Consider the following 19,546-nt stretch of genomic DNA (forward strand, 5'->3'; position numbering starts at 1 on the left):
ATCTATGGTCCGCCGCAACTGCCTCATCTGACGGGATACCATGACCAGCTCTGCCAAAACTGCTTCCGCAATGCCGATCGCCATCATCATTGCACGTGAGGTCAATGCCGCGCCGGCCCAGGTGATCGCCGCCGTCGAATTGCTTGATGAAGGCGCGACGGTTCCCTTCATCGCCCGCTACCGCAAGGAAGTGACCGGCGGGCTTGATGACACGCAGCTCCGCACACTTGCCGAACGGCTGGTCTACCTGCGCGAGTTGGAGGCTCGTCGCACCGCCATCCTCGATTCGATCCGCAGCCAGGACAAGCTGACCAACGAGCTGGTGGCCAAGATTGCCGCCGTCACCACCAAGGCAGAGCTTGAAGATATCTATCTGCCCTATAAGCCCAAGCGCCGCACCAAGGCGGAGATTGCCCGCGAGCGCGGCCTCGGCCCGCTTGCCGAAGCCATTATGGCTGATCGGACCGTTACGCCGGCCAAGCGGGCGGAAGCATTCCTGACTGCTGATGTCGTCGATGTGAAGACAGCACTCGAAGGTGCGCGCGACATCATAGCCGAAGGCTTTGCTGAAAATGCCGATCTGCTCGGCCGTCTGCGTACCCACATGCGGGGCGCCTCGTTGCTGCGCGCCCGCGTTGTCGACGGCAAGCAGGAGGCCGGCGCCAAGTTTTCAGATTATTTCGACCACTCCGAACGGTGGGCAACCGTGCCGGGCCACCGCGCGCTCGCCATGTTGCGCGGCTGGAACGAGGAAGTGCTGTCCGTCGATATCGTCGTCGATCAGGACGACACGTCTCCGGTAAAGCCGGTCGAGCGTACGATGGCCGCTGCCTACACTGTCGGCGGGACGCTGCCGGGCGATCAGTGGCTGATGGAGGTGATCGGCTGGACATGGCGCGTGAAGCTTTCCATGTCGCTGTCGCTCGACCTGATGCGCGAGCTTCGAGAGCGGGCGGAAGAGGAAGCGATCCACGTCTTCGCACGCAACCTGAAGGACTTGCTGCTCGCCGCCCCAGCCGGCTCGCGCGCCACCATGGGCCTCGATCCTGGTATCCGCACCGGCGTCAAGGTCGCCATCGTCGATGGCACCGGCAAACTGCTGGAAACCACCACCGTCTATCCGTTCCCACCGAAGAACGATATCCGCGGCACCCAAGCCGAACTTGCCAGCCTCGTGCGCAAGCACAAGGTCGAGTTGATCGCCATCGGCAACGGCACCGGCAGCCGCGAGACCGAACGCCTCGTTGCCGATATGCTGGCCCAGCTGCCGACGCCGAAGCCGACCAAGGTCATCGTTTCGGAAGCCGGCGCCTCGGTCTATTCCGCATCGCAGACCGCCGCCGACGAATTCCCCGGCCTTGACGTGTCGCTGCGCGGCGCCGTCTCGATCGCTCGCCGCCTGCAGGATCCGCTCGCCGAACTGGTCAAGATCGATCCGAAGTCGATCGGCGTTGGCCAGTATCAGCATGACGTCGATCAGGGCCGTCTCAGCCGCTCGCTCGATGCCGTCGTCGAAGACGCTGTGAATGCGGTCGGCGTCGATCTCAATACGGCCTCCGCGCCGTTGCTGGCCCGTGTCTCCGGACTCGGCAAGTCCTCAGCGGAAGCCATCGTCGCCCATCGCGATGCGACCGGCCCGTTCGAAAGCCGCAAGGAGCTGATGAAGGTTCCGCGCCTCGGTGCCCGGACATTCGAACAATGCGCCGGCTTCCTGCGCATCCCCAATGGCAAGGAGCCGCTGGATGCATCCTCGGTGCACCCGGAAGCCTATGGTGTCGCTAAGAAGATCGTCGCCGCCTGCGGTCGCGACCTGCGCGCCATCATGGGCGACAGCTCCGTGCTGAAGGCGCTCGATCCGCGCGTCTTCGTCGATGAGCGCTTCGGCCTGCCGACGGTGAAGGACATTCTCGCTGAAATGGAAAAGCCCGGCCGCGATCCACGCCCGAGCTTCAAGACCGCGACCTTTGCCGACGGCATCGATGACATCAAGGATCTGAAGCCCGGTATGCTTCTGGAAGGCACGGTGACCAACGTCGCCGCCTTTGGCGCCTTTGTCGATATCGGCGTGCATCAGGATGGCCTTGTGCACGTCTCCCAACTCGCAGATCGCTTCGTCAAGGACCCGCATGAGGTGGTGAAGGCCGGCGATGTCGTGCAGGTGCGGGTGACTGAAGTTGACGTACCCCGCAAGCGCATCGGGTTGACCATGCGCAAGGATGGTGGCGCTGAGTCAGGTGTCCGCATGCCAGCCACCGACGCACGCAACGTGAAGCCGCAGCAGGGGCGTCCATCGTCGACCAAGCCTTCCCAGACGAAACCCCAGCCTCCCACGCAAGGCGCATTTGGCGCTGCACTCGCCGAGGCGATGAAGCGGAAGTAAGCGCAGTCGAGGGCGGCGGCGGCCGCCCTTTCGTACTCGCTATGCTCTAAAGTGGAACCGGATATTCCCGCTTGCCAGAAAAGCGACAAATCTCCACGGTCCGCGTGAAAACGGTGCGAGACAAATCGTCAGGGTTGTGGTTTTTTCATAAAAACGTCCTGTAACCCTGACCTGAAGCGTTCCCGCATGCTCCTGAGGCAGACGCAGCTTTATTTGCCGGCACAAATCGGAGCGCCGCTGGTACAGCTGGCCTCCGTTGTCGTTTGGGCGCATATCCTGCCGCCCGGTGAGCTCGGCAAGCTCGTGCTCGTCATTGCCTTGCAGGATATTCTCTTCGCGCTTCTCTTCGTCTGGTGGTCGCATTTCATGCTGCGGTTCCTGCCCGGCATCGCTCTCGCAGGCGAGAGTGAGAGCTTTCGGAAGACTGAAATTGCCGTAGTCACCTCCGCTACGCTGTTGCAATTTGTCATCGTGACGATCATTGGCTTCCTGTATTTCCCCGGTGTTTCCCTTCTCTTCCATGTCGCCGTTGGCATCTTCGTCAGCCTTAGGGCATTGGGCACCTATTGCGGGGAACGGGCGCGGGCCGAGGAGAGGATACTGTGCTATACGCTCATGCAGGCGGTTCTCCCGGCGATCGGGCTTGGTCTATCGGTTGTCCTTTCCGGCATTGCGGGTGGCCGCGCGGAGGTCGTCCTGCTTGCTGTTGCTGCCCCTTTGGTTGCCGCTCCCTGGATTGTCTCTGTCCGTCCTGATTTCACGGGGATTGGCCGGTTCGACCGGGATATCCTGCGGCAGGCCTTTGCCTTTGGTTTGCCTGCAATGCTCGCAGCCACTCTCGCGGCGGCGGCCCTGAACATGCCGCGGTTTCTGGTTGATCAGTCACTCGGCCATGCGGCGGCGGGCACCTTCTCTGTCGCCTTCGGCCTCGGTATCCGGGTCTCAACTTTTGCCGTCATGCTGGTGACCGCCGGCGCCTATCCGCTCGCGGTGCGGCGAACCGAAACGGAGGGAGTGCAAGCCGGCATGCAGCAACTGTCCACGAATATGGTGCTGGTATGGGCGGTTGCCACACGCATGGCTTTTGGTTTGGTGGGAATAAGCGGATCGGTTGTTCCGCTCGTGCTGCCGGAAGCAATGCAGGCGGCCGCGCGCACCATTCTGCCGCTGGCGGCCATCGCCGGACTGTTTCGTTATCTGCGCGCCCATACGACGGATCAGGTCTTTCTGATTGCATCCAAGCCTCGACCGATTGCCATCATCGCTGCCCTCGAACTCGTCCTGACAGCATTGTTCACCGCGCTTGGTGTTTTGCGCTTCGGTCTGGTTGGAGCCGCCATTGGGCCTCTCGTTGCGACAGGCATCAGCGCAACAGTAAGCGCCACATGGGCGATGCGGGGTTGCGAGTTCAGGTTCCCCTTTGCCGCCATAGGCAGGATCGCTCTTGCCGCGATTGCGATGCTCGCCATTCTGCTGTCAATGGAGGGTGCGGTGTCCTTCGCCGGGCTCGCCCTGCACATTGCCATCGGCATGACCAGCTATCTGCTGGCTATCGCCCTTCTATTCCCCCAACTGATGTTGAGTGCAATCCGGCAGGGCTGGCCGAAGGGCGCCGGTCGTCTCGGTGCAGACGGTCGCTCATGAAAATCCTGATCCTCTCCAGTGAGTTTTATCCCTTCCGTGGCGGTATCGGCACCTATGCGATGGAGATGGCAAAAGCGGCGAGCGAGGCGGGCCATGAGGTGACAGTCGTTGCTGCCGATTACGGCGGGGCGGAAGACCAAAACTTCCCCTTCCGCATCCTGCGTTATCCGGGCGGTCAGCACCGCATGCGGGATATCCCCAAGAAGATTGCCCTCGTCCTGAGGCTTGCGCGAGAAGAACCGAATTTCGACATTGTCCACGCCGCCGACTGGCCGTTTTATCTTCCCCTCGCGCTCTCGCGCTATCGCGGTCGGTCACGCTGTATCCTTGCCTTTCACGGCACGGAAGTCACCTTCCTCCAGCACCCGAAGCGCGCTCTTCCGCTTGCAATGCTGCGATTCTGGAATGGCTGGGCGGATTATGTCGCCAACAGCACCGATACGGCTGAACGCCTTCGCGCCGCCTTTGGCTTGACGCAAGAGACGGTCCGTATCGCAAGGCTTGGCGTCGGTCGCGCATGGTTGTCAGGCCGCCGTTCTCGGCAGGAAGCAAGGCAGACGCTCGCCATTCCGCCACAGCGCTTTCTGATCGCGTCGCTCGGCCGCGTCGTACCGCGCAAGGGCTATGACCTGCTTGCCGAGGCGCTGGCACAGCTGCCGCCGGAAATAGCTGCCGACATCGAGTGGCAGATCATCGGCCCGTTTATCCGTATGGCCTATGCAGACCGGCTCAAGGTCGCAACGGCTCGACTCGCGTGCCGCACGATCATCACAGGTGAATTGCCGTGGGAGGAGGTTGCACTCCGGCTTTCGGCAGCCGATCTCTTCTGTCTGCCGGGCCAGAGGCTCGAAGGGGGTGGGGTCGAAGGGTTCGGTCTTGTCTATCTCGAAGCGGGAGCGTTGGGCCTGCCTTCGCTTGCAACCGACATCGGCGGTATTTCCGATGCAATAGATCATGGCGAGGGCGGTTTGCTCGTTCCGCCGAACGATCCTGCCGCGCTTGCAGGCGCAATCCTGGAACTCTATCGGAACCCCGCCGAACGGGCACGCCTCGCTGCCGGTGCCTTGCGCCGAGCTCAAGCCTCAAGCTGGGGGAAGGCAGCTGCAGAAACGTATGGATATGACTCAGCCATTCCGGGCGAACGTGATCCGGAGATCATGCCAATGCACGAAGCGTTACCATGAGCGCTCCCGATCAGTCCGCGCCTCCCGACATGAAGCACCCCCGACGCGAGACCGTGGTCTTCGTCATCAATTCCCTGACCGGTGGCGGAGCCGAGCGGGTGATGAGTACACTTCTGCAATCCTCACGTCGCTGGGCCAATCGCTACGATCTGCATCTCATGCTGCTCGACCGGGAACCGGATGCCTATACGCTTCCTCCATGGATAACGTTGCACCGGCTGGACAGCCGCTTCTCGTTGTTGCGGGCGTTATGGTTCTGCCTGCCGCTTTTCCGCAGCTTAAGGCCCGTCGTCTGCCTGAGCTTCCTCACGCGCGCCAACCTCGTCACAACAGCAGCAGCCCGCCTCCTGGGGTTTCGAGCCATCATCAGCGAGCGCGTCAATCCCTCCAGTCATCATCGCCGCACTCTTGGCGGCAAACTTGCCCGCTTCGCTACGCGATTGGTCTATCCGCTTGCCGATCACGTGATCTGCCCGTCTGCCGGCGTCATGCGGGATCTCGTGGAGAATTTTGCAGCTAAGCCGGCGAAAACATCCGTTATCGCCAATCCGATCGATATCAATGGCATCACACAGCAGGCAGCGGTGCCCTCCGCGGTGGTCCATCCGTCGCCCTATATCGTCACGGTCGGCCGCCTTGTCGAAAACAAAAATATCGAGCTGTTGCTGGCGGCATTGAAGAGGGCGCGGACGACGCTTGATCTTATCATTATCGGTGAGGGCCCCTTACGAGGAGAGCTGGAGCAGCAGGTGTTGTTCACGGATCTCGGCGGGCGTGTGCATTTTACCGGCTTCCTCGAAAATCCCTATCCTCTCGTCAAGGCTGCACGCTTGTTCGTGTTGCCGTCCAACGCGGAGGGCTTTCCCAATGCGTTGCTGGAGGCGATGGCTCTCGGCGTTCCAGTTGTCGCGACCAATTGCCGTTCGGGTCCCTCGGAAATCCTGGACGATCGCGAAGCGCCGATCATCGAGCAACCCTACGAAGGGCGCTACGGCATGCTGGTTCCGGTCGGAGATGAAAAAGCCCTGGCTGGAGCCATCGACGCGATGACCCAAAGCACGACCCATGCCGCCTATAGTTCGGCGGCCGTATCGGGAGCCGCGCGTTTCGCGGCACTGCCTGTGGTCGAACGCTATTGGGAAATCATAGAGACCGAGATGCGGAAATCCGTTGGGCACCAACAGGAAAATTCCCGCCCGATAACGCGGCGGGAGTCTCCGTAGGTCGGCACGGGTCGATTTATGTCCGTCGCAGCATCAGGACAGTCCCGTCGGAGCCAGTCGAGGCTACCATCGCCGGTGCGTTGGCAGGCAGGCTGCCGTAACTCTGCGTGGCTTCGAGATAGCGCCAGGCATTGGCGCCTGCGATCTCGTTGCCATCATTGCTGAGCACATAACCGAGAATGGCGCCGCCAGCGCGACCACTGTGGGTAGTGTCCCGCTCGCCTTGTTGAGGGCGGCAAGCCAGTATTGCCCCGGCACCAGCGACCAGGAAACCGTGATTGTCTTCAGGCTTGCACTACCGGAGAGATCGACCGTGCCAGCCTCCGCAAACAGCGTGCCCGGCATTTCGGTGAAAGCGTCCGAGCGATAAAGCCCGAGGCGCATTTCAGCGCCAGTCTGTCCGGTGACCAGCCACAGCGCGATGCGGTCGATGGTGACGCGACGGTGGATCAGAAGCGGCATCATCGTCAGCTTGTTTGCCGCCACCTGTCCGTCGTTGACGGCATAGATATGGGCCGGTGGACGATAGTAGCCGGTCGGCCAGGCCGGAGCGGGGGCAAGCCGCATCCACTGAGCGGCGCCGGATGCAACGCTGATTGCCCTCCACATCTGGCCGGTCAGCGTGTTGTACCATTCGGAGCCGGGTGCGTAGCCTTCCGTCGTGTCGTTGGCAGCGGAAGGGTCGGTCGATGCTGCGATATTGTCCTTGATTGTGGTCATGTCACAAATCCTCGAAAGCGGCGCGAAGCGCGCGGTAAAGCGGTTTGGGTTGAAGATCGGCGTTGAAGGGATGGGGCCTTTCGCCGTCTTCCGCATCGGGAGGAACCCAGGGAGAGATGCGATCCGAAAGCCCCCAGCAGAGCGCGGGCTGCTCCTTGACGAAGGGCAGGGCGATATCGAGGTAGCGCTTGACGATATCGGCGGCGCGCCGGTCGTAGGCATCGCTCGTATAGGCGGATGGCGGCAGCGTATCTTCCAGGGAACCGGCCTTGTAGCCGGTGCGGATATCCAGTTCGCCGATCATGATCTTGAGGCCGAGCGCTGCCACGCCTGCCAGGAACGTGCGCAGTTTCACCGGATCGAAACCGAGACGGATGGTCAGGTGTGCCTGGGTGTTCAGCCCATAGATCGGCGCCCCGGCGGCAAGTTGGCTCTCCAGCATGGCCAGGATATTGGCCGTATGCGTCTCGTGATAACCGTCGGTGATCTGTTCGCTATGGTCGTGGCAGAGGAAAAGTGGTGTCTGCGGCCAGAGCAGGCGAGCTTTCTGAAACGCATAAGTGATGTAGCCGGGTCCACCGGCCGCCTGATACCAGGTGTTGGGCCGATACCCGCCCGTCGAGGTTTCGGTCGCATCCATGATCTCGTTGACCACGTCGATATTGACGGCAAGCTGTGACCACCAGCGGCTGGCAACGGCCTCGAAATGGGCGTCTATCTTCTGGCGCCAGTTTGCCGACGTAACCGTCGTCGTGTTGACCCATGCCATGTCGCGCACCGCGTAGAGAAGCTGATGGATGCGGAACCGCTTTCCGTCCGCCACCGCACGCGCGGCAAAACCATCGGCGGCAGAGAAGGTGAAGACACCCTCGACATACTGGATACGTGACGGCTGCATGTCGGTGTCGGCGACATAGATCGCAGCCTCGCGTTTAAGCAACGCGGCATAATCCGGATTGGCCGCAAGCTTGTCTGCCGGCGGCAGGGCCGTCCCGAACAGGATGCCTTTTGCTGCGGCGACATTGCGTAGCACTGCCTCTGCTGCAAAGCCCGAGCGGCCGCGGCAGTGTCGCTCAAGACCTGCCGCATCGATGCGCGTGCTGCCGCTTGCGGTGACCCGAAGACTATCGCCCGGCGGGTGCCCGGGCGGGCCTCCCTGAGATAGCCCAACTTCAATTCCTCCAGCCTGCATTGATAATGTCCTTTCGCTCCGGTGCCGCGTGCTGGCGCGGACAATTCGGCCAAGCATGCGGCTGCGGCGAAAGGCGGGAATGAACGGGGACGATCACCCCATTTTTGGCGCGAAGGCGACGGATGAGCGGGATATCGGCGCATTCGACGAACTGCTAAAACAACGGTCCATCTATCGGGGGAATCACATGAAAAGATATCTCTCATACGCGCTGGCAAGCATGGCATTTGCTCTGCCCGCACAGGCGCAGACCGTCAGCGCCGGCACCTATACTGTCGAGGGTACGAACCTCGACGGCTCTGCCTATGGCGGTACGGCGACCATAACGCTGACCAGCGAAACGACCTGCGTCATCGAATGGAAGACGGGGGAGACAACGTCGGAAGGCATCTGCATGCTGCATGAAGACGCCTTTGCCGCCGGCTACGTGCTCGGCGACGCCGTCGGTCTTGTCGTCTACAAGGTCAAGGATGGCGGCGTTCTGGACGGCACCTGGACCATCACCGGCAAGGACGGCGCCGGCACCGAAAAACTGACGCTGCAGCCATAAGGCAATTTCAAATCAGTTCTACCGATAAAAAAATCTCCGCCGGCAACGGCGGGGACCTATCTGCATGCGTTCCAGCGTCCGGCCCTCTCCGTGGCAGGGGGAAAGCGCCGAGCAAGTTCAAATATAGTCTGCGCGAGCGCATGCAATCGCAAGGCTTTCGCCGATGTAAATCTCGGTCAGTGCCAACTCTTCGCGAAGCCTTTTGCGCTCGTTGAGCAATCCACGGATAGTCGCCCGCACGTCGCCGTCATGACGGCTGAGCGCGGCTGCAACCTCGTCGATAGGCGCGCTGTAGATGACGTCATGGGTAATGCTGTCCATCGCCCTCACAGACATGGATTCATCCTTTTGCGTCCTCAGATTTAGAGGGTAGGGCGGACTGTCCAAGATTTGTTCTTATTGTGTTCCGTTTCAGGCAAGAGTCAATGACGGTCAGACAAGCCTATTGAGATTCCTCCACCGGGCATTGCTCGTTCCGGCGCTTGGTTTCCATAGCGACCCGATTATGGTGAGCATGTCGATGTTGACAGGAAATACCACCTTAGTCCCACCGAAATCGCATTTTACGGATTTCGGATTTTCACGGCATAAACTGAAAAACCGCTTGATCACCAAGGCATTTCACCCTATCAGGGCGCTAACGGAGAGGTGGCCGAGTGGTCGAAGGCGCTCCCCTGCTAAGGGAGTATACCCGGAAGGGTATCGTGGGTTCGAATCCCATCTTCTCCGCCATTTGCTACCATTATATTATTGGTATCATTCACTTTTTTCTTTGACCGAAATTCTTCCTGCACTTCTTCCTGCACCGGCTGACCGCAGAGCCAAGGTTTCTCAGTCCCGCTCCCTGCCGACCAGGTTATCGCCTCGAGGAGTAGTTCACCTCAGATATGCGCTTAGGATGGGTGAGGCATCCTATGAGAGCTTGCCCGATCCGATGGTGCGAAACTCGTCGCTTGTTCAGAACGACCTGTGTGCCCCACAAAGTACCTACCCTCATTAACGAATGGGGCATGGTATGAGCCCGCCAGCCCCCATACCCCTAAGATTGTCGTCCGCGTTGGGAATGCGCGCATATTATTTCGCACAGGCGGGCTGCTAGGTTCTAAATTTTTTTCAAAAAATTTCACACTTGCGGATATGTGAAAACCAAGGCCCTGGTTAACCGTCTGTATTAAAAGGATATTTGTCGACGTGGTAACAGCGTTTCTGCCCGCTATCCTGCACCTTTTTGTTGTGCTTGGCTCGGAATGCTGGATGCTGGCTGGGTGGCTGTGACTGCCATCGCAATTCCTCACAAGTACGGACGGCCGAATAGGGCAATTGCAGGTACCTATCCCTTGAAAAATATGGGGCCATAGGGAGGCCCTCCACCCCGCCCCCCATGGATTAGATGGCGCTCCCAAATCGCTGCAAACTAATTAGCTCGAACACCAGCGAAAAAAATCTCAAAGAAAAAATCGCGGGTTGTGGAATTCTTGGTATTGTCGGAAGGTCCAGTGACAATCCCGGTCAGCGGTTCAATAGCGACTGCGATCTCGGCACGTCAAAACGTACGATTGGCTCAATAGTCGTGAGTGGCGCTGATGAACGAAAAAAAGTCCGACAATGCGCAGTGGCTTCTGACCTTTCTGCATTCGGCTGTTACGGACAAATTATGTACCAAAATCAGCTGCACTACGTGCGGCGCGCGCAAATTCAGGGTGCGGTTGGCGGCGGAGACACAAGAGGCATTCGCCCGCTACGACAGAAAAGAAATTCAACGAAAGGCGCTTCAATTCGACCGGGGCGGAGATAGCGATATTGTGTTCATGTTGACAGAAAGCTTCGCTCAGGTATCTCCGCCAAAAAGCGATCAACTTCGAATGCGTGACGCGGCGATGCTCCTCCTGTTTGATCTCGACCGGATTTTTTTGCACGGCGGAGATCAGTTCTTGCTTGACGAGATGCTTGGAAAAAGTTGGGCGGGCGACGTGCTTGCAGCCATGCGAGCCCGTTACGAAATTGATGAACAGCGCCGACGAGATCAGGCACTGCGCGCGAACCCAAAATTTGTCCAGGCAGAGAGGGAGCGGAAGAAAGCCGAGAGAAACAAGCTCCATTTGGCAAGAGTGGCCAGAAAGGAAGAGAGGCTAAGAAAATGGTTAGACAGCAACGCAAAAAAGGAAGCATTGTTGCCAACATCGACATTGATAGACGAGAAAAGTGAGGGCTCTTACTAGGTTAAACTGTGAACGTTTGGCGATCCAAATGGTGCGTTCGCAGTTGCGATGAATTATGTGGTGGCTGTTTGGGGGATTAGAAGAGAAGTTAATGGTACTTGGCCTACATCGCGACCGTGAAAGCGAAGAGATGGACCTTGAGCATGCTGCTCGGGGCCGACCTACCGCTGGCGGCAGATACTAGCTGGGAAATCAACATTGACATTGACCGTTAAAGACGCCTTACGAGCATATGCACGAATGCTCAACACTTGCGATCTCGAACCGCTATCGCCTTTTCTCAGTGATGATTTTCGCTATACGTCGCAAATGGTGCTCACCAGCATAGGGAGCAAGGCGGACTTTCTCACCTACATGCGAGAGAAACTGGATGTCATCCGGGGTCGCGATGATCGGCCTGTAGCGGAGATGGGCTATTTACCAGCGATGTTTAACCGGCCGTGCCTTGTCTTGTCTGAGCGCGACAGTAATACGGCGATCTGCACTGTTCTCACGGAAGTAAGCAATCAAAAGCTTGTGCAGATTGACCTCTGTCTGATCCCAACTCCGGGTAGCGCGAAACGAACTGGCGAGCGACCAGGAGAATGACGAAAACATAGTGCAAAGCGGCGCGACAGCGTTGTAACTCCGCATTGCTTCGTCTGCTCCTCAGGATTAGCTTCAATGCATGTGGCCGCTATCATTCGGCAACAACGCTGGGAGGCAGTTGGCGGATCGCCCTCCGATCCGCGCGGCGATTAGGATACAAGCTTGAAGTTGTTGCGATAGCGTTCAAACAGCTTGTTGATTTCATCGATACGCCGATATCGTTGAAAAACTCGACGGATTATCCGCTCACACGCCCTTTTCGGTCTTTTGGGCGGTGCACTATGCTGCGATCTGCCTACGCCTTAGCGCAGGGTATCGGTCGATGCCGCCCTCAAGCGGCGATGGCACCGCATGGCGGCATCTGAGGCCTGAGTTTGGCCAGCCTCCTCAGGTTCTGTGCGGTTGCGGCAAGCAGGAATTCGTCTCTCGCACCACACGGCCCTCGAAGCCTTAAACGTGCCATCCGTAGTATGCGCTTGAGGTGAGCGAAGAGCATTTCGACCTTCTTTCGACGATGCCGTGACTGCTCATACTCCGGTGTCTTGGCAATCGCTCGGGCGACATCGCGTGCATCCTCATTGAGATCGCGCGGTACTTTGCGCATAGGCATGTTCGGGCAGCATCGAGGCTTCAGTTCACACTGATCACAGTCCTTCTTGCTGGCACGATAAAGCCGGGTTCCCTCGGCCGTGATCCCCGATCTGGGTGGGTCGTAAGTGCGGTGGAATTGTTTCAGCTCCTTTCCGGCAGGGCAAAGGTATTGCTCCTTCTCGGCTTCCCAGGTGAAGTCGGAACGCGAGAAGGTGCCATCCGTCCGCTTCGACTTGTCGAAGACCGGAATGTGCGGCGCGATCTCCTTCTCGTTGACCAACCAGGCGAGGTTGTCGGCAGAACCGTAGGCACTGTCGGCCGCGAGGTAATCGGGCCGCAAGCCGAAGCGGTTCTCGGTCCTGCCGAGCATTGTGCGGGATGCACCGACCTCCGCCTGGCGGATCGCCCGTGTCGCCTCCACATCCAGAATGACGCCGTGGTCTGTATCGATCAGATAGTTGGTCGCATAGGCGAAGAAGGCGTGGCCTTTGTGGGCACCGGTCCATTGGGCGGCCGGATCAGACGAGGAGATGAACTTCGGCGTGACCGGCGAGGCAGCGCCGAAAGCAGCATCATCGAGAACAGCCAGATATTCCTGTACCGAGCGTCCCGCATCTTCTTTGGCTTCCCATTCCGATCCTGGTACCGAGCGCTGCTTGTTTGCATCCGCCGCGATCAAGCTGGCATCGACTGCAAATCCTTCCGTACCAACCAACCCTTGAGAGAGGCAGCGCTCCACTACCGTTTCGAACATATGCCGCAGGATGTCGCTTTGCCGGAACCGGCCATGGCGGTTCTTCGAGAAGCTTGAGTGATCAGGGACCTTGCCGTCCAGACCGAGGCGGCAGAACCAGCGATAGGCGAGATTGAGGTGGACCTCTTCGCAAAGCCGTCGCTCCGAGCGAATGCCCATGGAATAGCCGATGATCAGCATTCGCATCATAAGCTCGGGATCAATCGAGGGGCGACCCGTGGCGCTGTAGAAAGGCTTCAAGTGCGCTCGTACGCTGTCGAGTTCGAGATGGCGGTCGATCCCGCGCAGCATGTGGTCGGCAGGAACGTGATCATCAAGGCAGAAGTCGTAGAAGAGCTGCGCTGGAGCTGTCTGGCATCCCATCATCACTCAATCCCCCGCAAATCAATGCGACGATTGAATCATGACATCCCAATGCCGACAACGGTTAGTTTTTCAACAGTATCCGCCAATAGCGGACATTGGCAGTCTTGGAGGTTGGCTTGTCTTGGCGGGCCACCGCATTGGCAGCGCCGGTCTGCGGCGTGAACACGTGGTTGCAACCGTTTCGCTGGCCCGCCGGGCGCGTCGAGTTTCGCCATGATCTACGCCAAGGGCGCTGGCGCCGCACTTCTTGCTGCTGCGGGTCGGTTAGGGCCATTTCCTTGGCCTCGACCATCACTCCGGCGGGGGTCGGTGCGATGTGGTAGTTCGGTCGTCGAAGCTGCTCAGACCTTCGCCAAGGAAGTACTGCCGAAGCTGGGCCCTCACAACATGTGGAACGCCTTTTCGATCCTGAAAGCGTGCTTCGCCCTGTTCAGTGATTGCCGCAATTAGCCCGCATTGACGACATCGTAACAGACCTTGCGGGAACCCGACACCAGCATGTCGATGCCGTTGTTACCTCGGAACCGCTGTTGCCGCTCATCTCGGCCCCCCGCGCCACAAGCGCAGAACCAGCATGCGCGCCTGATGCAGAAATCCGGGCCGTCGGGGCGGCAGCGGTGCAAGAACAGCCGCCCCTGCCGTTGCTAGTTTGTGAAACTCGTCATCTGGCGGCATCCGGCCTGCGGCGACTTCCCGGCCTGTTATCTCCGCCAGCGCTATGGGATCGATCAGGCCATCCGTTTTCCCGATCATGACTTCCTTGATGAGCAGCAAATTATAGTCCTGCCGCCTCGTTTTCCTGAAGCACTCTACGTCACTGACCGCGCCGTGCCGCTCGACGGCATCCATGATGGCTTTGTGCACGCCCAAACAAAGCACCCGCTCCGCAGCGTTGGTCGCTAGGTCATGCGCGTCATGTATCTCCTCGCGTGCCTGACGCCAGTCGATCTGGCCGCTTTGGCCGCGCGCCAAGATCCGCTCGACCAGCAGTTCGGCGGGGGATTTCTGTTCTTCTTGCTGGGTCATTTCAAAGCTTCCGGTCCGCTGTGTCGTCGATAACGCTTTTGATGATATACCTGCCTGCTCACAAATGGGAAGTAGGCCAAAGCGCTGCTTGCCTTGCGATGCCACAGACTTGCTGTGGGGGTCGCGAAAGCGCAGAAGCAAGCCGCCCGTCGCCGGGTAGAAACCATGACCGGCAAAACGGGCTCTAAGCAAGTAAGCAAGTAACCAAAGATGTCGTAAGGTTGGCAAGGGGACCTGCGCGCTGGGGGTAGGCCGTCCTGCATCGACTTTAGCAATGACCTCCTCCCCTCAATTGCCATCCAGCCCCATCCACGAGCCGTTGGTTCGGATGGGGCGCGGTCCTTTCGATCTTGGTCCCAACGCTTTCGGTACGCCCGTCTTGACGTCTTGGGAGTTCGGCAAGATCGCGCCGGTCTTCTCGATGAACAGCTCGGCTGCGGACTTCACACCCGCAAGCTTCGCGCTTCCTGGAAGCGCCCCCTGATCCCTGCCGTAATGTTCGAACCACGGCAGTCCGGCATCGCTGTACTGCTTTGCCGTCGGCGGCTGATTGGGCGCAGCCTCGCCAGTGATCGTCTTCCAGTCCTTCGCGTGGAGCAAGCTGACGAAGACGCGGTCGGCGGCAGCGATATCCCAATCGTCGATCTGAAATGGATCGGGATGAATTTCTTGCACCATCCTGCCGCCAGCAGACAGACCCATCGGCTCAGCCACCGAAAGGGAAGGCATGCGATGCTCGGCAGACATTGGTACGTCTGCTCGCCGCTGCTGCTGTTCCAGCAGCCACTTTTGCTCCTCTTCTCGCCGCCGCTCCTGCTGTTCTTCCCATTCGCGCCGCCTCTGCTGCCAGACCTCGGCTTTGAGCGGAGCAACCGAAATCTGCAGGCCGCCCCACTCGGCCTCGCCGGTCAGCTGTTCTTCGACGGAATAACCTTCGCCGAGCGGCATGGCGACGAATTGCCGGATGACGCCCTTTTCGATTGCAAAGCCATCAAGCCAGGGTTGCTCGGGCGAAACCATGTAATCCTGGGGCTCGCGATGAAGTCCTGAGCGCCAGCTATCTCCCGTTACCGCGTTGATCTTGCCGGCTGCCACCTTGATCGCCACCGGAAAATTGAGATCCCAGTTCGGACCAGAGTTGCGAAAGCTCAACCACATTGCCTCCGCCTGCCACATCGGCAGGATGACACCACCGCGAGCCGTCGTCTCGGCTGGCAGTTTCCCTGGATAGTCTTCGACGTGCCGCAGAGGGAACGAGCCCAGCCCAGGCGGTAGGGGGTAGGTCTTCTCTGTATCCGGTATCCGCAGCGTACGTTGGAAATTAATGGAAAAGCGGGCGCTTTCCTCGATCTGCGGAAAGCGAAAGACGAGGCGGTTGTTTTCAAGTGTGGGCATAAGGTCCTCTTTTACCAGGCGCCGTCGCGGACTTCCCGCACGATGCGCAAGACTGTATTGTCAGGCATGGTCTTGATCGCCCGGATCAACTCGGCAAAGAGCTGTGGCCGGGCGAGAATTACGGAACGCAAATCGGCTGAAATCTTGCCAGCCATCGCGAGCATCACGTCTTTATCCTCGCCGAGTTCGTGCGCGAGCTTGACGAGGGTCTCCTCACTCGGAGGTGCCACTTCGCCGCGTTCGACGCGCGATAGATAGGCCGCAGTCACGCCGCAGCGCGCAGCCACCTGCCGCAGCGAGAACGTCGCGTCTGCCCCCATCCGCAGCTCTCTCAGCCTGCGAATGTGTTCCCCAAAACCGAGCCAGTCGATATGATGTTCATGGCGTTGCATGTTGCCTATATGGGTGACACTCACTGCTTTGTCAAGTTCGCTCTCCGTCGTCAAAATCGCGGGAAGAGCCGCCGGGGGATTGCGTTGAACGTAGCAAGACGGCCTACGTCATACCGGGCAGCCCCTGGGAAAACGACCTTCAATTCGAAGCTGAGAGACGAACTGCTCAACGGAGAAATCTTCAACACGCTGAAAGTGGCTAATATCATCATCGATGGCGTTCGTGCCTTATCACTTTCGATCCTTAATGGGAAAGCGAGCCCACAATCTCGGGCAAGACTTGGATCGTGAGGAAGACGAAAAGCGCGCCGACGAAGAAGTCTACGGCCCGGAACCGCCGTGCCAGCCTGCGCCTTGTTGTCGGCGATTGCGTCACGACCCGCTCGTGACTGATGCCGGTGCCCGGAAGGCTGGTCGACAGGTCTTTGATATGCCTAACGAGTTTCGGTCGATCTTCTTCGATATCACCCATGAATATTCTCCCTTGGGCTTCGATATGGTCGAAAATTTGGGCCGTCGGGTCGGCGCCGGTATTCTTCGGGCGCGGAAATCAGTTCGTCTGTAACGATGGCGCCGGAGGTTTATTTCAAGAGTTTTGGGGCGGTCTTGGCCACCTGTCTCAACTTGTATTCAGCTTTACCGAAGGGACGACGCGGTTGTTGACGTGGCGACGCCAGAAAGCCGGGCATTCGCGCCCAGTCAGTTCGGCGGAAATGTAAATATTCACGTCATTGAAAATTGCTCCACGTGATCGGTTGCCTTTCTCGACCACGACCACCTTCAGGTCGCCCTGATGGATGTCCACATCGGGGAAAACGCGCGCGATTGCTGGGCGGCAAGGAGCAGTTCAGGGCCTTTGGCAGAAAGGCGCAAAATAATGGCAACGGAGAACAAGACGACCCGCAAGCGATCAGTTCAAGGCGATGGTCGAGGGAAATCTTGGACGCCACCGCCTGACCTGAAAGTGAAGGCGAGGCTGCGATCCGGCATAGTTGGACGGGTTCGACACACTTGCGGGGTGAAGAAAAACTGCGTCACGCAAGGTTGATAGCGTTTCAGTCCTAAAGCTAAACCCGGGCTGCGCCGAGTTATCATGCCTCGCGGGGATTGTCCGGCGGTGGCGGTGCGGCGGCGATGAACGGGTCGTTGGTGATCTCGACCCGCCCGGTCATGCCGTTGTAGACAAGCAGAAAGTGCCGTAGGAACGACCGTTCCCAATGGCCATCACCACCGGGATGGCCTCCTTCCTGACCTTCGCTGACGAAGAACTCGCGCCAACGTCGTTGTCGTGACGGGGCTTCATTCGCTTTCCAAAGCGTCGGCGAGGTCGCCGGTTATATGGGGAAGAACTATGCCAAAATGTATCATATGAAAGGGCCCATCATATCTTCCGTTGGATAAGCCTGCATTTTCTAAGTCCGCCAAGGTATTGCTGGCACCGCTATAACAATGTACCGCTTTTAACCATAGATATAATTCGAATTGTTTATTATTACCAACTGACTGTTCTATCGATTTGTATACGTCAACACAATATTTTCCTAATTTCCTTAGCTGATCCAATGAATACTGGGAGGAGTTTATTGCTCGCGTCATACGCTCCGTATCCTTGCTATTCATTTCATTGGCTAGCCATTCATCGTCGATGGGCGAGTTGTTTGGAATTCGACCATAGAAGTTCTTCCAATACGCGAGGGAGGCCTGAGCTATCGCTTTGCGTTGAACCGGTGGATCTTTTGAGACCCACGTCGCCTTGTTCACGGCCACGTCGAGTTCAAAGGTGCTAGCTAGGCCGTTTCCCGCGACAAGGACCGTCATCAAGAAACTCGAAACAACAGCCACGTACTTTCTGCAGACAAACATCGTCTAAATCCCAATGATTGAACATCCCCAAGCGCGCACTCTTTGACGCAGTGAATGGCAAGTCAAGGGTGAACTCGGTTCGTTCGCTGCCGGTTCAGTAACCGCCTCGATTGCGGTAGGTTGGCTGGTAGGCCTTGGAACGTCGCCGTCATTGAATGGTCCAGCAGCCGCACGATGGTCCTGCATGTGGTCGCGCCCGGCAAGGCGTACTACGCCCTTCGCTTCGATGCTCTTCACCCACCTAGCGGCTGCTCACCGTCCGCTTCTCAGTGAGCGGACCATTGCCTTCTGGAGTTCGCGCAGCGGCCCACACTCCTGTGTAAATTGATCGGTGGATATTTGCGCGAAGCTTTCACCATGCAACTCACGCTTGGCCATCAGGTCGGCCAGCTTGATGTCTGACATGGTCTTGGCGATTTCTTCAGTATGGGGTTGCCGGTCGGGAGTGAGCCCGTCGACCAACATAACCACACCGACGAGTTTCCATCCCCGCTCGTTGTCCTCGAACGCGGTGACGTTCTGCGTCAAACCTGCGCGTCGGGCAGCGTCGGCACCCATGCGGAAGTAAGCGCTGCACTGGATGAGCGCCTGCCCAATCTCGTAGTGCTGCTGCGGGGTGAACGGGTCGCCCTGTTCCTGCGCATGTGCACTGCCAGCTATGCCAGCGGCAGCTATAAGCATCAGAAGTTTCTTCATTTCACTGACCTCTTGTCGGTTGGGTCATTGCTGATGGTCCGAGCGGCGCTTTGCCGATACGGGCTTTTAGCAACGTTATCGTGTTTTCCCTATGAATATCCAGATCGGAGCTTCAAAACCGAAAGCAACAGGTCCGGATTGGGAGTGCGACGGCAATTTGACCGGTTCGGGGCATTCGACAACATTGCATCACCGAGTTTTCCCGCTGGCGGCGAGCATGCCCACTCGCACCGCTTCTTTGCACAATACGTACGCATTTTTTAGAAAAAACAATGGATTAGAATGTACAGCACATCTTCGTAAACCATGATCTTATTGTCGCAAGAGCCGCAATCTGCAAAAATGAAAGCATATAAAGTTGGCATCAGAAATGACATCAACTCAGTTTCTCAAGGACAATCCCTTGAACGAGCAGAGACCGACCCCAAGACAATCCAAGTGGATGTTTGGTGCAGATTGGCCCGGTAAACGGTGCCTCGCCAAGACACGTGCCGGATACCTTTGCCAAAAGCCTGCACTGAAAGGGAGAACCCGCTGCCAACTGCATGGCGGACGAGCGGGCGCGCCGACCGGGAAGCGGAACGGGAATTACAATTCCGGCCGCTTTACCAAAGAGGCCATACTGGCAAGAAAGGAAGCAGTCAGGCGCATCCGGGCTTTGATCGAGCTTGGGCGAACGGTTGGCATGTTTCGTTGACAAATGGCTCCGCGTCGGCGGCATCACACGGCCTGCTGTTCGTGCCGGATCCGTGGAAAACGTTGT

The 19,546-nt window shown here is 58.5% G+C and carries 18 protein-coding genes, 1 tRNA gene and 1 pseudogene; 10 read left to right on the top strand and 10 right to left on the bottom strand.

The window, feature by feature from the left end; all coding sequences use genetic code 11:
* Positions 1–40: 40 nt before the first annotated feature.
* The 4 genes from QO002_RS08935 (at position 41) to QO002_RS08950 (ending at position 6,431) form a co-directional block, all read left to right on the top strand.
* A complete protein-coding gene (locus QO002_RS08935; protein ID WP_307228760.1) occupies positions 41–2,380 on the top strand; it encodes a Tex family protein in 2,340 nt (779 codons plus the stop codon).
* Between the two features lie 186 nt (positions 2,381–2,566).
* Positions 2,567–4,024, top strand: a complete 1,458-nt coding sequence (locus QO002_RS08940; protein WP_307228762.1) for a lipopolysaccharide biosynthesis protein — start codon at positions 2,567–2,569, stop codon at positions 4,022–4,024.
* On the top strand, positions 4,021–5,208 hold the full coding sequence (locus tag QO002_RS08945; protein ID WP_307228764.1) for a glycosyltransferase family 4 protein: 1,188 nt from the start codon (positions 4,021–4,023) through the stop codon (positions 5,206–5,208). Before QO002_RS08940 ends, QO002_RS08945 begins: the two co-directional genes overlap by 4 nt.
* Entirely contained in the window at positions 5,205–6,431 is a 1,227-nt protein-coding gene (locus QO002_RS08950; RefSeq protein WP_307228766.1) for a glycosyltransferase, read from the top strand. Before QO002_RS08945 ends, QO002_RS08950 begins: the two co-directional genes overlap by 4 nt.
* A gap of 63 nt (positions 6,432–6,494) precedes the next feature.
* Here the strand turns inward: QO002_RS08950 and QO002_RS08955 are convergent, their stop codons facing one another.
* Positions 6,495–7,151, bottom strand: coding sequence for a hypothetical protein (locus QO002_RS08955; protein ID WP_307228769.1), 657 nt, complete (start codon positions 7,149–7,151; stop codon positions 6,495–6,497).
* A gap of 1 nt (position 7,152) precedes the next feature.
* Positions 7,153–8,343, bottom strand: coding sequence for an endo-1,4-beta-xylanase (locus QO002_RS08960; RefSeq protein ID WP_307228771.1), 1,191 nt, complete (start codon positions 8,341–8,343; stop codon positions 7,153–7,155).
* A 187-nt stretch (positions 8,344–8,530) separates the two neighbouring features.
* On the opposite strand from QO002_RS08960, the gene QO002_RS08965 reads away from it, so the two are divergent.
* Positions 8,531–8,893: a hypothetical protein gene (locus QO002_RS08965; RefSeq protein WP_307228774.1), complete on the top strand. Its 363-nt coding sequence runs from the start codon at positions 8,531–8,533 to the stop codon at positions 8,891–8,893.
* A gap of 117 nt (positions 8,894–9,010) precedes the next feature.
* Here QO002_RS08965 and QO002_RS08970 read toward each other — a convergent pair whose 3' ends face one another.
* Positions 9,011–9,229 (bottom strand): hypothetical protein, encoded by a 219-nt coding sequence (locus QO002_RS08970; protein WP_307228776.1) that lies wholly within the window; start codon positions 9,227–9,229, stop codon positions 9,011–9,013.
* Between the two features lie 306 nt (positions 9,230–9,535).
* Between QO002_RS08970 and QO002_RS08975 the strand changes: the two genes are divergently transcribed.
* The 3 genes from QO002_RS08975 (at position 9,536) to QO002_RS08985 (ending at position 11,700) form a co-directional block, all read left to right on the top strand.
* A tRNA-Ser gene (locus QO002_RS08975) sits at positions 9,536–9,625 on the top strand.
* Positions 9,626–10,476: 851 nt separating this feature from the next.
* A complete protein-coding gene (locus QO002_RS08980) occupies positions 10,477–11,112 on the top strand; it encodes a hypothetical protein (protein WP_307228777.1) in 636 nt (211 codons plus the stop codon).
* Positions 11,113–11,310: 198 nt separating this feature from the next.
* Entirely contained in the window at positions 11,311–11,700 is a 390-nt protein-coding gene (locus QO002_RS08985; RefSeq protein ID WP_307228779.1) for a nuclear transport factor 2 family protein, read from the top strand.
* 331 nt (positions 11,701–12,031) lie between these two features.
* On the opposite strand, the gene QO002_RS08990 is transcribed toward QO002_RS08985, so the two are convergent.
* The 4 genes from QO002_RS08990 to QO002_RS09005 form a co-directional block, all read right to left on the bottom strand.
* The gene (locus tag QO002_RS08990) at positions 12,032–13,411 is read right to left on the bottom strand and encodes a transposase (protein ID WP_307228781.1); all 1,380 of its coding nucleotides are present in this window, start codon (positions 13,409–13,411) and stop codon (positions 12,032–12,034) included.
* Positions 13,412–13,948: 537 nt separating this feature from the next.
* A complete protein-coding gene (locus tag QO002_RS08995) occupies positions 13,949–14,578 on the bottom strand; it encodes a hypothetical protein (protein WP_307228783.1) in 630 nt (209 codons plus the stop codon).
* A 147-nt stretch (positions 14,579–14,725) separates the two neighbouring features.
* Positions 14,726–15,832 (bottom strand): hypothetical protein, encoded by a 1,107-nt coding sequence (locus QO002_RS09000; protein ID WP_307228784.1) that lies wholly within the window; start codon positions 15,830–15,832, stop codon positions 14,726–14,728.
* Between the two features lie 11 nt (positions 15,833–15,843).
* Complete coding sequence (locus QO002_RS09005) at positions 15,844–16,278, bottom strand: helix-turn-helix domain-containing protein (protein ID WP_307228786.1); 435 nt, start codon at positions 16,276–16,278, stop codon at positions 15,844–15,846.
* A gap of 38 nt (positions 16,279–16,316) precedes the next feature.
* Between QO002_RS09005 and QO002_RS09010 the strand changes: the two are divergent.
* A pseudogene (locus tag QO002_RS09010) lies at positions 16,317–16,449 on the top strand (integrase core domain-containing protein); the annotation flags it as partial.
* A 19-nt stretch (positions 16,450–16,468) separates the two neighbouring features.
* On the opposite strand, the gene QO002_RS09015 reads toward QO002_RS09010, so the two are convergent.
* From QO002_RS09015 to QO002_RS09025, 3 genes are all read right to left on the bottom strand, one after another.
* Complete coding sequence (locus tag QO002_RS09015) at positions 16,469–16,696, bottom strand: hypothetical protein (protein WP_307228788.1); 228 nt, start codon at positions 16,694–16,696, stop codon at positions 16,469–16,471.
* An 827-nt stretch (positions 16,697–17,523) separates the two neighbouring features.
* A complete protein-coding gene (locus QO002_RS09020) occupies positions 17,524–18,042 on the bottom strand; it encodes a hypothetical protein (protein ID WP_307228790.1) in 519 nt (172 codons plus the stop codon).
* A 297-nt stretch (positions 18,043–18,339) separates the two neighbouring features.
* The gene (locus QO002_RS09025) at positions 18,340–18,783 is read right to left on the bottom strand and encodes a hypothetical protein (protein WP_307228792.1); all 444 of its coding nucleotides are present in this window, start codon (positions 18,781–18,783) and stop codon (positions 18,340–18,342) included.
* 442 nt (positions 18,784–19,225) lie between these two features.
* Between QO002_RS09025 and QO002_RS09030 the strand changes: the two genes are divergently transcribed.
* Entirely contained in the window at positions 19,226–19,480 is a 255-nt protein-coding gene (locus QO002_RS09030; protein ID WP_307233273.1) for an HGGxSTG domain-containing protein, read from the top strand.
* The last annotated feature ends 66 nt before the right edge of the window (positions 19,481–19,546 follow it).

This window comes from Pararhizobium capsulatum DSM 1112 (assembly GCF_030814475.1).
Lineage (GTDB): Bacteria > Pseudomonadota > Alphaproteobacteria > Rhizobiales > Rhizobiaceae > Pararhizobium > Pararhizobium capsulatum.